Origin of the sequence: Candidatus Pelagibacter sp. HIMB1521 (assembly GCF_052047875.1) — a bacterium.
Classification (GTDB): domain Bacteria; phylum Pseudomonadota; class Alphaproteobacteria; order Pelagibacterales; family Pelagibacteraceae; genus Pelagibacter.
In genome coordinates, this window is sequence record NZ_JBNAIZ010000010.1 from 14352 (window position 1) to 28729 (window position 14378).

Annotated in this window: 15 protein-coding genes; 2 read left to right on the top strand and 13 right to left on the bottom strand. The window is 28.3% G+C overall.

Going from position 1 to position 14378, the window contains the following annotated elements:
* Positions 1 to 79 precede the first annotated feature (79 nt).
* Together uvrA and ACTTA5_RS05015 are read left to right on the top strand one after the other, a co-directional pair.
* Entirely contained in the window at positions 80 to 2932 is a 2853-nt protein-coding gene (gene uvrA, locus ACTTA5_RS05010) for an excinuclease ABC subunit UvrA (RefSeq protein WP_440648408.1), read from the top strand.
* A 50-nt stretch (positions 2933 to 2982) separates the two neighbouring features.
* On the top strand, positions 2983 to 3585 hold the full coding sequence (locus ACTTA5_RS05015) for a urate hydroxylase PuuD (protein ID WP_262589216.1): 603 nt from the start codon (positions 2983 to 2985) through the stop codon (positions 3583 to 3585).
* Here ACTTA5_RS05015 and secF read toward each other — a convergent pair.
* From secF to ACTTA5_RS05080, 13 genes are read right to left on the bottom strand one after another with little or no spacing between them, the layout of a single operon-like run.
* On the bottom strand, positions 3582 to 4478 hold the full coding sequence (secF, locus tag ACTTA5_RS05020) for a protein translocase subunit SecF (protein WP_440648410.1): 897 nt from the start codon (positions 4476 to 4478) through the stop codon (positions 3582 to 3584). The genes ACTTA5_RS05015 and secF overlap by 4 nt on opposite strands.
* Complete coding sequence (secD, locus tag ACTTA5_RS05025) at positions 4478 to 6031, bottom strand: protein translocase subunit SecD (RefSeq protein ID WP_440648412.1); 1554 nt, start codon at positions 6029 to 6031, stop codon at positions 4478 to 4480. The genes secF and secD overlap by 1 nt, the downstream gene beginning before the upstream one ends.
* Positions 6032 to 6044: 13 nt before the next feature.
* On the bottom strand, positions 6045 to 6335 hold the full coding sequence (yajC, locus tag ACTTA5_RS05030; RefSeq protein ID WP_262589219.1) for a preprotein translocase subunit YajC: 291 nt from the start codon (positions 6333 to 6335) through the stop codon (positions 6045 to 6047).
* A gap of 53 nt (positions 6336 to 6388) precedes the next feature.
* Positions 6389 to 7648 (bottom strand): serine--tRNA ligase, encoded by a 1260-nt coding sequence (gene serS / locus ACTTA5_RS05035; protein ID WP_440648414.1) that lies wholly within the window; start codon positions 7646 to 7648, stop codon positions 6389 to 6391.
* Positions 7641 to 8411 (bottom strand): twin-arginine translocase subunit TatC, encoded by a 771-nt coding sequence (gene tatC / locus ACTTA5_RS05040; RefSeq protein WP_440648416.1) that lies wholly within the window; start codon positions 8409 to 8411, stop codon positions 7641 to 7643. Before tatC ends, serS begins: the two co-directional genes overlap by 8 nt.
* Positions 8404 to 8622 carry a Sec-independent protein translocase protein TatB gene (tatB, locus tag ACTTA5_RS05045; RefSeq protein ID WP_440648418.1) on the bottom strand — a complete coding sequence of 73 codons (219 nt, stop codon included), beginning with the start codon at positions 8620 to 8622 and terminating at the stop codon, positions 8404 to 8406. Before tatB ends, tatC begins: the two co-directional genes overlap by 8 nt.
* 5 nt (positions 8623 to 8627) lie before the next feature.
* Positions 8628 to 8828, bottom strand: a complete 201-nt coding sequence (gene tatA, locus ACTTA5_RS05050) for a twin-arginine translocase TatA/TatE family subunit (RefSeq protein WP_262589223.1) — start codon at positions 8826 to 8828, stop codon at positions 8628 to 8630.
* Positions 8829 to 8874: 46 nt separating this feature from the next.
* Entirely contained in the window at positions 8875 to 9576 is a 702-nt protein-coding gene (scpB, locus tag ACTTA5_RS05055) for an SMC-Scp complex subunit ScpB (protein WP_440648420.1), read from the bottom strand.
* Positions 9569 to 10312, bottom strand: coding sequence for a segregation and condensation protein A (locus ACTTA5_RS05060; protein ID WP_262589225.1), 744 nt, complete (start codon positions 10310 to 10312; stop codon positions 9569 to 9571). The genes scpB and ACTTA5_RS05060 overlap by 8 nt, the downstream gene beginning before the upstream one ends.
* A 9-nt stretch (positions 10313 to 10321) precedes the next feature.
* Complete coding sequence (locus tag ACTTA5_RS05065; protein WP_440648424.1) at positions 10322 to 11272, bottom strand: glycoside hydrolase family 3 N-terminal domain-containing protein; 951 nt, start codon at positions 11270 to 11272, stop codon at positions 10322 to 10324.
* Positions 11262 to 11525, bottom strand: coding sequence for a hypothetical protein (locus ACTTA5_RS05070; protein ID WP_440648426.1), 264 nt, complete (start codon positions 11523 to 11525; stop codon positions 11262 to 11264). The genes ACTTA5_RS05065 and ACTTA5_RS05070 overlap by 11 nt, the downstream gene beginning before the upstream one ends.
* The gene (argS, locus tag ACTTA5_RS05075; protein ID WP_440648428.1) at positions 11525 to 13258 is read right to left on the bottom strand and encodes an arginine--tRNA ligase; all 1734 of its coding nucleotides are present in this window, start codon (positions 13256 to 13258) and stop codon (positions 11525 to 11527) included. Before argS ends, ACTTA5_RS05070 begins: the two co-directional genes overlap by 1 nt.
* Positions 13255 to 14373 (bottom strand): deoxyguanosinetriphosphate triphosphohydrolase, encoded by a 1119-nt coding sequence (locus ACTTA5_RS05080; protein WP_440648430.1) that lies wholly within the window; start codon positions 14371 to 14373, stop codon positions 13255 to 13257. Before ACTTA5_RS05080 ends, argS begins: the two co-directional genes overlap by 4 nt.
* Between the last annotated feature and the right edge of the window lie 5 nt (positions 14374 to 14378).

Here is a 14378-nt window from a genome sequence, read left to right on the forward strand (position 1 = left end):
TATTTGTTAAATTAATTAATAAGATTTATATCACAATTCTTCTGAATATTAATTTTATTGACTCAAAGCAACTAAAAATATGATGAAAAAGATAGTTATTAAGGGTGCTAAAGAACACAATTTGAAGAATGTGACTGTAGAGATTCCAAAAGATAAATTTGTAGTGATAACAGGTTTATCTGGGTCAGGAAAATCCTCATTAGCTTTTGATACCATCTATGCAGAAGGTCAAAGAAGATATGTCGAGAGCTTATCTGCTTACGCTCGCCAATTTTTAGATAAAATGAAAAAGCCAAATGTTGATTTAATTGAAGGCTTAAGTCCAGCCATAGCAATTGAACAAAAAAACACTTCAAAAAATCCCAGATCAACTGTTGCAACTGTTACAGAAATTTATGATTATATGAGGGTACTCTATGCAAGAGCAGGTATTCCCTACTCTCCTTTTACAGGTAAGCCAATAACCTCTCAAACTATTACTCAAATTGTTGATTTAATTAAAAAATTACCAAAAAAATCTACAATTTATATTTATGCTCCAGTAGTTAGAGGTCGGAAGGGTGAATATAAAAAAGATATTTTAAGCTATAAGAGACGCGGATTTAGAAAAATAAAGATTGATAATGTATTATACGACATAGAAAAATCTCCTAACCTTGATAAAAAATTAAAACACGATATTTCAATTCTAGTTGATAGAATTGTACTTAATTCAAAACTTGGAAACAGATTGGCTGAAAGTGTAGAAACAGCTGTAAATTTAGCTAATGGATTAGTTTTTGTTGAATACGAAGATGAAACACTTCCTCAAAAATTTAGAAAAATTGAAAAATTAATTTACTCAACAAAGTTTGCCTGTCCAGAAAGTGGTTTTACTATCGAAGAAATAGAACCAAGATTGTTTTCATTTAATAGTCCCTATGGTGCTTGTGAAGAATGTGAAGGTATAGGAATGAAATTAAATGTAGACCCAAATTTAGTAGTTCCAGATGATCGTAAAAGTTTAGCAGATGGAGCAATTGAACCATGGGCTAAATCGACAACTTTATATTATGCGCAAACTTTAGCTTCTCTTGCAAAACATTATGAATTTTCTCTTGATGAAAAATGGAAAAAGCTTCCAAAAAAAATAAAAGATATAATTTTATATGGTTCAGATGAGGACGAAATTAAATTTAATTATGATGATGGATATGAAAAATATTCATATAAAAAAACTTTCGAAGGTGTAATTAATAATCTTGAAAGACGTTTCTTGGAATCTGATAGTGAGTGGAAAAGAGAAGCAATTGCAGAGTATCAATCTGATACTGCATGTGAAGCTTGTAATGGTGATAGACTTAAAGAAGAGGCATTATGTGTTAAGATTAATGATTTAAATATTAGTGAGGTTGCTAAAAAATCAATTCATGATGCCGCCGAATGGTTTAAAAGCTTAGAAAATAATTTAGATAAAAGGCAATTTAAAATTGCAGAGCATGTCCTAAAAGAAATAAATGAAAGATTAAATTTCTTACTTAACGTTGGTTTAGATTATTTAACACTCTCAAGAGAGTCTGGAACTTTATCGGGAGGAGAAGCCCAAAGAATTAGATTGGCATCACAAATTGGATCTGGTTTAACAGGAGTATTGTATGTTTTAGATGAGCCATCAATTGGTTTACATCAAAAAGATAATGTTAAATTAATAAATGCATTAAAAAGATTAAGAGATCTTGGGAATACGGTAATTGTTGTTGAACATGATACTGAAACAATGGAAAATGCAGATCATATTATTGATCTTGGACCTGAAGCAGGAACGAATGGTGGTCAAATAATAGCTCAAGGAACTTACGAAGAACTTAAAAAGGATAAGAAGAGTATAACTGGACAGTATCTTGCAAATAAACAAAAAATTGAAATTCCTAAAACTAGACGATTAGCAAAGAATGGTAGATTTGTAGAAATAAATGGTGCTAGTGGAAATAATTTAAACAATGTTAATCTTAAAATTCCTACAGGAACATTTACTTGTGTAACTGGGGTTTCAGGAAGTGGTAAATCTACATTAGTATTACAAACATTATTTCATGCATTAAACTTAACACTTAATAACAAAGCTAGAAAAACTCCTAAAGCTTTTAAAGGTTACAAAGGTGTAGAATTAATTGATAAGATTATTGATATAGATCAATCCCCTATTGGTAGAACTCCAAGATCTAACCCAGCCACATATACTGGTGCTTTTGGTCCTATAAGAGATTGGTTTACTAGCTTACCCGAGTCTAAAACTAGAGGTTATAAACCAGGAAGGTTTTCATTTAATGTTAAGGGCGGTAGATGTGAAGTGTGTGAAGGTGATGGTGTTATTACATATGAAATGCATTTTTTACCAGATGTTTATATTCAGTGTGATGAATGTAAAGGAACTAGATACAACAGAGAAACTTTAGAGATTAAGTTTAAAGGAAAAAGTATAGCCGATGTTTTAGATATGTCTGTTGATGAAGGTTGTGAATATTTTGAAAACATTTCAAATATTAAATCTAAATTATTAACCTTAAAAAAAGTTGGACTTGGTTACATTAAAATTGGACAACAGGCCACTACACTATCAGGTGGTGAAGCACAAAGGATTAAACTAGCTAAGGAATTATCAAAAAGATCAACTGGTAGAACCATGTACATATTAGACGAACCAACAACTGGACTACATCAGCACGATATTAAAAAATTACTAGAAATTCTTCACACCTTCGTGAAATTAGGAAACACCGTAGTTGTAATAGAGCATAACTTAGATGTTATAAAAACAGCTGATCATATAGTTGATATGGGTCCTGAGGGTGGTGTTAAAGGTGGTAAAATTGTTGCAGAAGGTAAACCCGAGGAAGTTTGCAAAGTGAAAGAAAGCTACACAGGCCAGTTTTTAAAACCTCTTTTGTATTAAATATAAAAACTTATAAAAAATCTAAATTTAGTGTATATTAATTAAGAATCATGAGCAGTTTATTATCATCACTATCTAAAACAATTCATGCATCGCTTGCATTAGCAATTATATTGTTTTTAGGTCTTTCCTATTTAAATGATGGTATTGCATTCGATACTCTTTTCTGGAGTTGGTTATTTAGATACATTCATGTTGTTGTTGCAATAATGTGGATAGGATTATTATGGTATTTCAATTTTGTTCAAATTCCAAACATGGGCAAAATACCTGATGAACAAAAACCTGCTATTGGAAAAGTAATTGCACCAGCTGCATTATTTTATTTTAGATGGGCAGCTGCGTTTACTGTTCTTTCAGGATTAATTTTAGCTCTATTAAATGGATATTTACATGATGCTATGACTTTTAGCATTGGATCTGGTGTTCCAAAACATACTGCAATAGGAATTGGGATGTGGTTAGGAATTGTTATGGCATTTAATGTTTGGTTTGTAATTTGGCCAAATCAAAAAAGAGCTTTAGGAATAGTTGAAGCTGATCCAGAAACTAAAGCTAAATCAGCTAAAACTGCAATGTTGTTTTCAAGAACAAATACTCTTTTATCTCTACCAATGTTGCTTTCAATGGTAGCTGCTCAAAACTTATATTAAACTGTTTTATTATCGTCTTCTCTTAAGACTGTTTTTTGTGATACTCTTAATCTCACTAAAACTGTATTAGCTATATAAATCGAAGAATAGGTTCCAAACACAACACCAAGTATCATTGCTAAAGAAAAACCTTTTAAAATTTCACCACCAAAAAAGAATATCGCCAATAAAGCTAACAATGTTGTAGCTGAGGTTATTATTGTTCTGGATAAAGTTTCATTAATTGAAATGTTTGTTAATTCAAAAATTTTAATGTCTGAATATTTTCTCAAATTTTCTCTAACACGATCAAAAATTACAACCGTATCGTTCATAGAATAACCAACAATAGTTAGAACAGCTGCAATAATTGATAAATTAATCTCAAGACTAAACAATGAAAAAATTCCCAATGTAACAATTACATCATGAAATAATGCCAAAATTGCGCCCAAACTAAATTGCCACTCGAAACGTATCCAAATATAAATAAGCATTACAGCTAAAGATAAAGAAATAGCAATGATACCAGCTTTAAGCAATTCAGCACTAACTTTAGGACCTACATTTTCAACTCTTCTAAAATCATAGTTATTTCCAAAAGAACTGTCTAAATCTTTTTTAATATCTTCTATAATATTTTTTTTATTATCTTTATTTTCAAATTTAATTAGAAAATCAGTATCATTTCCAAATTTTTTAACAGAAACATCCCCTAAATCCATTTGATTAAATTTATCTCTCAATGAACTAACGCTAATTTTGCTATCTGTAGACCTTAATTCAATCAATGTTCCACCTTTAAAGTCTATACCGTAATTTAAACCTTTAAAAATTAGTAATAAAAGTGATGCTACAATTAAGAATATAGATAGTATGTTAAAGTGATTATAGTATTTATTGAATGCTATCATTAGATTAGTTTTTCCTTATTTTTATTTCTTGTCACATAAAGACTGGTGAACAATCTTGCTATAAAATAAACTGAAAATAGTGTTGTAAAAATTCCAACACCTAGAGTAACAGCAAATCCTTTGACTGGACCAGATCCCATAAAAAATAAAATTATAGCTGCTAATAAAGTAGTAATATTTGCATCAATAATTGCTGTTCTTGATTTTGTGTAACCTCCATCAAAAGCTAAAATATTATTACTTTCATCTTTAAGTTCTTCTTTAATTCTTTCAAAAATTAATACATTTGCATCAACAGCCATACCAACGGTCAAAATTATCCCTGCTATACCTGGAAGAGTTAGTGTTGCTTCAAATAAAGTTAAAATACCAAGTAATAAAAATAAATTAATTATTAAAGTTACGTTAGTGATTAGTCCAAAAACTTTGTATTTAACAAACATAAAAATAATAACTAATAAAAAGCCTATAGCTAAAGCAATCATTCCTGCATTAATCGAATCTTGTCCAAGATCTGGACCCACAGTTCGTTCCTCTATGATTTCTAATGGTGCAGGTAAAGCTCCAGATCTTAATAATAAAGCTAAATCTGTAGCACTTTGGAAAGTAAATCCGCCACTGATCTGTCCAGATCCACTTGCTATTGTATCTCTCACAACAGGTGCACTAATTATTTTTCCATCTAAAACAATGGCTAATTGTTTTCCAATACCAGTAGATGTTGCTTTACCAAACCTTTTGGCTCCTACTCTATCTAATGTAAATGACACAATAGTTTGATTGTTTTGAGTGTCCATTTTTGGTTGTGCATCTAATAGATTTTCACCACTTATGATTATTCTTTTGCTTACTGTTGCCTCTTCTAAACCATCTTCAAATTTTAACTTCTCAACACCAAATCTATCGCTTTCATCATTAGTTACAAATCTAAATGTAAGATTTGCAGTTTTTCCTAATAGTGATTTGATTCTTTGAGGATCATCTAACCCAGGAAGTTCAACTAGAATTCTATCATTACCTCTCTTTAAAATATTTGGTTCATTAGTACCGACTTCATCTACCCTTCTTCTTACAATTTCTATAGCTTGATCTTGCGATGAAGTTTTAAGATTGATTATGCCTTGTCTTGAAAAACTTACTTTTAAATTGATACCATTATCTTCGATATCAAGTTGATGTGATTTAAATCTTGGGTAATAAGGATTTAGATCACTATTTTCATCTTGAAACACATCTAGTACTGCTTGTTTATCTAAATCAGCAACATTGAAAAAAATATTTTGATTATCAATTTTAATATTATTAACTTTGATGTTTTTCTCTTTAAAATAATTTCTAATAGTGGTTGTTAAATTTTGTAATTTTTGTTCAATTACAGGCTCATTATCAATTTCAAGTAGAAGATAAGAGCCACCTTGTAAATCTAAACCAAGATTTATTTTCTTATTAAAAAAACTATCATCGAACTTAAATAAATTTGATGAAGCAATTAAAATAAATAATAAAGAAAATAAAGTTACAAATAAGATTCTTAGTTTAGAAAAATAAAGCACTTATCTTAATTGATTATTTTTTAACTTCTGGAGTATTGTTTAAGAGACTTTGAATACCTGTAGCCTTAACAATTTCTACTTTGACATTTTCAGCTATTTCAACTTCTACTTTATCGTTATCAATTAATCTTTCTACTCTTCCTGTTATACCACCTGATGTGACTACTTTATCACCTCTCTTTAAACCTTCGACCATTGCTTTATGCTCTTTAACTTTTTTTTGCTGTGGTCTGATTAAGAAAAAATAAAAAATAACAAAAATTAAAATTAGCGGTATAAATTGACCTATTCCTGAACCTTCCATAAAACTCCTTTAAATTATGGCATTCTTATACCATCTAACTAATTAAAACAACTTTAATTGTTAGAAATCAATTCCATATTGTTCATATAAGGTCTTAGAACTTTAGGAATTATAATAGAACCATCTTTTTGCTGATAGTTTTCCATAATTGCAATCAGAGTTCTTCCAACAGCTAAACCGCTTCCATTTAACGTACCTGCAAAAACATTTTCCTTATTATTATTTTTATATCTTGCCTTCATACGCTGTGCTTGAAACGTCGAACAAGATGAACATGAAGATATTTCTCTATATTTATTTTCTGATGGTAACCATACCTCAATATCATAGGTCTTCTCTGCGCTAAAACCCATATCACCTGAACATAAAATTACTTTTCGATAAGGTAGCTCTAATTTATCTAGTATGTCAGTGGCACAATTTGTCATTCTCTCTAATTCTTCTAAACATTTTTCATTCTCAACAATGCTTACCATTTCAACTTTGTAAAATTGATGCTGCCTAATCATGCCCCTTGTATCCTTTCCATAACTTCCAGCTTCTTTTCTAAAACAAGGAGTTGAAGCAACAAATCTCATTGGTAAATTATTAAGATCAATCATTTTATCTTTAACAATATTGGTTAAAATCACTTCTGCTGTTGGTATCAAAAATTTTCTATCTGAACCTTCGTCAAATTTAATTTCAAACTGATCATTTTCAAATTTTGGCAACTGTCCAGTGCCGTACATAGTGCTTTCTGATGCCATTAGTGGAGGTGATATTTCCTGATAACCATTTTGATGAATATGCGTATCAAGCATAAAATTTGATATTGCCCTTTCTAAAAGAGCCAATTTATCTTTTACAAATACAAATCTTGAACCAGTAGTTTTTGTAGCTAAATCAAAATCAAGCATATTTAGTTTTTCACCTAATTCGTAATGTGTTTTAGGTTTAAATTCTAAATTGGGTATCTCTCCTGATTTCAATATTTCTTTGTTATCATTTTCGTCTTTACCATTTGGAACATCTTCATGTGGTATATTGGGTATGCTAGAAAGTATACTATCTAAATCAAACTTAATTTGTTTTTGATCTTCTACAATTTTCTCGAGTTCCTTGCTAATTTCTTTAGATTTCTTAAACAAACTCTCATCTTTTGATTTAGAAATATCTTTTTTTTCTTTTTCTAAACTTTCTTTTTTTTGAATTAAATTTCTATTTTGTTCATCTAACTTTTGAATTTTTTCAAAATCTACTTCTAAATTTCTTTTTTCAAGAGATTTTTGAAATTTGGAAAAATCTTTTCGTATTTCTTTAATGTTATGCATCTTCTTTTTGTAAATTTTTATTTTCTATAAATTTTACTGAAAATATTGATAATTCATACAGAATTAATAAAGGTATTGCTAAGCCTATTTGAGTAATTGGATCTGGTGGTGTTAACAATGCAGCTGCTGCAAATATTATAACAACTACATATTTTCTTCTCTCTTTTAAAAATTGACTATCAACTATTCCGATTCTAGCTAATAGACTTAAAACAACTGGTAACTGAAAACTGATACCAAAAGCAAAAATTAATTTCATAACTAGTGATAAATATTCATTAACTTTAGCCTCTAATTGGATTGGTAAATTTGTTGAAAGACCTGTGCTTTCAAATGAAAGAAAAAATTTAATCGCAAGAGGCATTATCAAATAATAAACCAGCAAGCCTCCTAAAAAAAATAATATTGGTGTTAATATAAGGTAAGGCAGAATTGCTATTTTTTCATGTTTGTACAATCCAGGTGCAATAAATTTCCAAATTTGCATCAAGATAAATGGACATGTAACAAAAAAAGCAGTGAAGAATGATACTTTAAGATATGTTAAAAAGGTCTCTTGTAAAGCTGTAAATATTAATCTTCTATCAGAGCCGTCTTCTTTTACAGCTCTTGCAAATGGATCAACAAGAAAACCATAGATATGTTCTGCAAATAAGTAACAAATTACAAAAAAGATAAATAAAAAGATAAAGCTATTTATTAACCTTTTTCTTAATTCTGTTAGGTGACTTACAAATCCACCTTCCTGATCTTCATTACTCATCTTTTTTAATTTCTTTTTTTATTTCGTTATCAATTTTTTCTTCATCTATTTCTAGATTTGAAACTTCATTTTGAATATTGTTAACGTATCTTTTTGCTAATCCAATCCAGGAGCCTGCTTTCTTTAACATCACTGGAAAATCCTTTGGTCCAAGAACTATTATTGCAATAGCAACAACAATTAAAATTTCAAACCAACCGATAGTAGGCATTTAAATTAATTTTTGTTATCCGAGTCTTTGTTATCGTCAGATATATTTTTTGGCTCTGTATCGTCAGTCACGTCTGACGCCATTCCTTTTTTGAAACTTTTAATTCCTTTAGCTACATCACCCATTAAGCTTGAAATTTTTCCTCTTCCAAACAATAAAACAACCAATATAACTACAATAGCTATTTGCCAAATTCCTATACTCATAAAAAACTTATAACCTTTTTAAGGTTATTTTGAAAGTTACTTTTTACTATTCTTTCTCTTCAGGATCTAGAGTGCTATTAAGCATTTCATCTATATTAGAATAAATATCTTCTTTTTTCTCTTCTTGCTTTTCTTTGTAAAATTTTCCAGTCCCAAAAATAGCATTATCAACACTTGAACTATCAATTAAACCAGCAGCTCCTAATTCATCAATTGTTGGAAGATCAGATAATTTTTGTATGTTAAAATGACTTAAAAAATCATCAGTAGTTATGTACTGAATTGGTCTACCTGGAACATCTTTTCGACCACCTGGTTTTACCCAATTTAATTCCATTAATATCTCTAAAGTATTAGTACCAAAAGCAACTCCCCTTATTTCTTCAATTTCAGCTCTCGTAACCGGTTGGTGATAAACAATTATAGCCAATGTCTCTACTGCAGCTCTTGATAGTTTCTTTTCAACAGTTTTTTCTTTCAACATCAAACTTGATAAATTTGGTGACGTTCTAAAAGACCACTTATCTTTTATACAAATTAAATTAATTCCCCTGTTGGAATATTCTTGTTTTAATTTTTCTAAAGACTCTGGAACGTTACCTTTTTTAGAAACTTTACTTTCTATAGTGTCTACATCTAAAGGCTCAGCTGCCGCAAAAATAATTGCTTCTATCTCTTTATCTAAATCAGATAATTTTGATGGAAACTTTAAAACATTATCTTTTGAAGATTTTGCTTTTTTAATCATTTATTTCCTTTACATATATTTCATCAAACAATTTGTCTTGTTTGATTGATAAATTTCCTTCTTTAACTAATTCTAATGATCCGGCAAAAATTCCAGCCTTACCAGTTTTCTTGTATTTTGAACCACTTTTAAAATTACTTGGAATTAACTCATCAAGTTTTTTCCATTCAAATAGTTTGCCAAAAAATTCTCTAATTGTTTTGATGCCATCTTCTGTTGTGAACACAGGAAGTTTTGGAATATTCATTTTTTGAAAATCTTTAGTCATTATTATTGTTGAGTAAGCTTTCATTAGTTCAAATAAGCTTAAATTATATTCAGTGCTATAAATTGATCTAATACTTCCTTTCATGCCTCTAGTTCTTATCTCCCTACCTAATCTTTTTCTCTTAAGCATTTGTTCAGATAATAATCGAATTAATTCTAATTTTTTTAGCTGTAATTTTAACTTTTCTGCAACTTCTTGAACTTTAAATTCTTCTTCAGGGGTACCAGGTAAAAGTAACTTTGATTTTAAATAAGCTAACCAAGTAGCCATTAAAAGATATTCAGAAGCAATTTCTAAATTTAAGTTTTTTTCATTGGTAATATACTCATGAAATTGATCTGCTAACTTAGTTATAGATATTTCTTCTAAATCAACTTTTTGAGCTTTTGCTAAATCTAAAAGTACATCTAATGGTCCATTATAATTATTTATATCAACATTAAATAATTCAGAATCATTAGTGGACATGGAAAGATATTAACTTAAAATTTTATAAAATTGAGATGTTTTTTTAAGAATAAAACTATTCACTTGAGGTGAATTTTCTGCGACTATCTTCATTTCTTTCATATTTCCATTGCAATGAAGTGCTATATTACAACCTGCGCTGAATAAATTAATAGTATTAAGTTTTAAATCATCACTTAAACTCTTCATTGATAAGTCATCTGAAATTAAAATATTCTTAAATCCTATATTTTTCCTAATAATATTAATTATTTTTTTAGAGTGAGTGGCAGTGTTATTTTTATCAATTTTTGAATAAACAACATGACCTGTCATTGCAAATAAACATTTCTTCTTTTTAAATGTCCAAAAATCGTTTTTAAGAAGATATCCATATGTTTTGTTTATAATCGGTGTTGAATAATGACTGTCAACTTTTGCTAAACCATGACCAGGTATATGCTTCATTACAGTTCCTATTGAGTTATTTTGAAATAATTCAATACAAATATCCCCTAATTTAGAGACAATTTTTTTATTTTTTGAATAAGATCTATCACCAATTACCTTGCTTGCGTCATTAACTCTAAGGTCTAAAACTGGAACAGTATTGATATTCACACCAATTAAATTCAATAAATAAGAAGTCTTATCTACAAATAATTTATAAACGATTTCAAATTTTTTTTTATCTTTATTAAACAAATCTCCAAAATATTCAGATGTCATATTATCAAAGGAAATTAAATTTCTTAATCTGTTTACTCTTCCTCCTTCTTGATCAATCATAATTGGATATTTTTTATCCTTAAAAATTTTTCTAATGCTAGAGGTTAATTTTTTAACTTGATCAAAAGATTTAATATTTCTAGTAAATAGGATAATTCCCCAGGGTTTATATTTTTTTAAAAATAAAATTTCATTTTTAAATAATTTTGTTGATTTTAAACCAACTATAAAAGATTTTCTTTTACTTATCATTATCTAATAATTTCCAAAAATTAAATTTTTTCTTTTTATTTTTGTTTGTTTGCTTAACATACTCAATTACATTTTGAGTATCATTCTCTAAAATTGGTAAATTTTTTGAATATAATTTTATTTTCTCATCAATATTTTGATGAGATCTGTATGATTTTTTTTTGTGTTCATCTGAAAAATAATATTTTCCTGTAAAAAAAATAAATAAAAGTATTACTAAAACAAATATTAAGTACTTTATTTCTTTAAGCATTACATTTGATTTGGTGTATCAACACCAACAATATCCATACCTGTTTTTATTACATTAGAAATAGCCTTCAAAAAGATCAATTTATCTGGTGAGACTGTTTTTTGATCATTAATGAACCTTTTTTCTGGAAATTGTTTTCCTAAATTCCAATAGGAGTGAAATTCCGATGCAAGATCGTATAAGTAAACAGGTATTCTGTGTGGTTCTAATTTTGTACTAGCTGCATCAATACATTTTGGCCATTCAGATAATTTTTTTAAAATTTTAATTTCATCATTAGAATATTCAAAATTGAAATCATTTAATTCAATTTTTGAATTTAAGTCTTTATCTATATGTCTAAATACAGATGAAATTCTAGCATAACAATATTGAACATAATATAATGGATTGTCCTTAGATTTTTCTTTGACTGCATCGAAATCAAAATCTAATTCAACATCACTACTTCTGTTAAGCATAATAAATCTTGTTGCATCTCTTCCAACTTCTTCAATCAAGTCATCTACGGTAATATAATCTCCTTTTCTTTTAGACATTTTGAAAGGCTTGTTATCTTTAATTAATTTTACCAACTGACTAATTTTACAAATTAATGTATCTTTTTTTCCTGACAGTGCTTCAACTGAGGAGATAATCCGTTTTATATAACCTGCATGATCTGCTCCAAGAATATTGATTAAGTAATCAAAATTTCGATCAACTTTATTTTTATGATAAGCAACGTCACTTGCAAAATAAGTCCATGTGCCATCAGATTTTTGAAGTGCACGATCTTTATCGTCACCAAATTCTGTTGATTTAAATAATAATTGCTCTCTTTCAACCCAATCTTTGTTATCTTCACCAGCTGGGGCTTTGATTTTTCCTTTATAAATAAAGTTATTTTTTTCTAAAAAATCTATTACACTTTCAACTTCATTGTTTAATACGATATTTTTTTCACTAACAAAATTATCATGTTTAATACCCAAGCTTTTAAGATTGTTTTTGATAAGCAGAAGCGCCTGCTCTATTGATAAGACTGTTAATTTATCTCTAATTTCATCAAAATTATCAAATTTAAGATCTGAATTATTTGAAATTATATTTTTTGCAAAATCAATTAGATAATCCCCAGGATACAAATCAGGATTATCTTCAGGAAATGTTTCTTTAAAATGAACTTCTCTAATTCTAAAATATACTGATTTAGTAAAATTTATAATTTGGTTACCATAATCATTCACATAATATTCTTTTGTAACTTTGTGTTTATTAAAAATTAAAACATTAGAGATAACATCACCTAGAATAGCACCTCTACAATGTCCTACATGCAAAGGACCTGTCGGGTTTGCTGAAACAAACTCTACTAAATAATTATTTTTTTTCTCTTTGTCATTTATTCCAAAACTATCCGCATTATCTGTGATATTTTTAATAAAATTTGACCAATAAGATGGTTTAAATTTAATATTAATAAATCCTGGTTTGGCTACAGATATTGTTTCAATTTCGCTGTCATTATTTTTAATTTCGGGTGCAAGTTTTTCTGCAAGTTGTAATGGTGAAGTTTTATTGATTTTTGATAAAACCATCGCAACATTTGTTGAAATATCACAATCAAATTTTGGTGGAGGTATTTCTGCATTAATACCATTAAAATTCTCTGGAATTTCTAGTTTATTATTTTTATTCAAATCAACGATAACAGATTTAATTTTATCTAAATATAATTCAAAAATATTCATTTATTATCGTTATAAAGGTTAATAGCATATCTATCAGTCATACCGGATATAAAATCTGAAATAGCTCTATATTTGTCTTTAGTCAATTGATCTTTGGACAAAAATTTTCTTGGATTTGATTTAATAATTTTAAACAATTTCTTAATTATTAATTTACCTTTATGATTTTTTTTCAATACTGACTTGTTGTCATACATTTTGTCTCTTAAGAAAGATTTAATTTCTTTTTCTGCATTCTTAATTTGGTTAGAAAAACAAACGATTAACTCATTAGATTTAGCTACATCTCTTGAGGATTTTACCTTAAGTTTTTGAATATTTTTTTGCGTATTGATCAATAAATCTCTAACCATGAGATCAATTGAATCTCTTATTATTTGATAAATTGCAATTTTATAATTTTTATTAGTAATTTTATTTTTATATTTTTTATGAATATTTTTAAAAAAATCTATTTCTACCAATTCCTCCATTTTAAAAAGGTTGGCTTTTATTCCGTCTTGAATATCGTGATTGTTATATGCAATATCATCTGAAATTGTTGAAATTTGTGCTTCAAGAGAGGGAAATGAATTATATTTAATTTTACCTTTAAAAGCTTTTAACCCTATTAGCTTATTAACTAAACCAATATCCTCAACAGGTCCGTTATGTTTAAGAAGACCTTCTAACGTTTCTATGGTTAAGTTTAATCCCTTAAACTTAAAATACTTATTTTCTAAAAACATAACTATTCTTAAGGTTTGAAGGTTGTGATCAAAACCACCATAATTCTCCATACATTCATGTAAGGCATCTTCTCCTGCATGACCGAACGGAGTGTGACCTAAATCATGTGCTAAACTTAAAGTTTCAGCTAAATCCTCATTTAATTTTAAATATTTAGCTATTGATCTTGCAATCTGAGCAACTTCTATTGAGTGAGTAATCCTTGTTCTAAAATGATCTCCCTCGGTATTAACAAATACTTGGGTTTTATGTTTTAGCCTTCTAAATGATGCACTATGAATAATACGATCTCTATCTCTTTGAAAAGGAGATCGATATTTTGAGTTAGCTTCCTTAATTAGTCTGCCTTTACTTTTGTATACCCCTAACAAAGCGTCTTTTTTCATCCTTT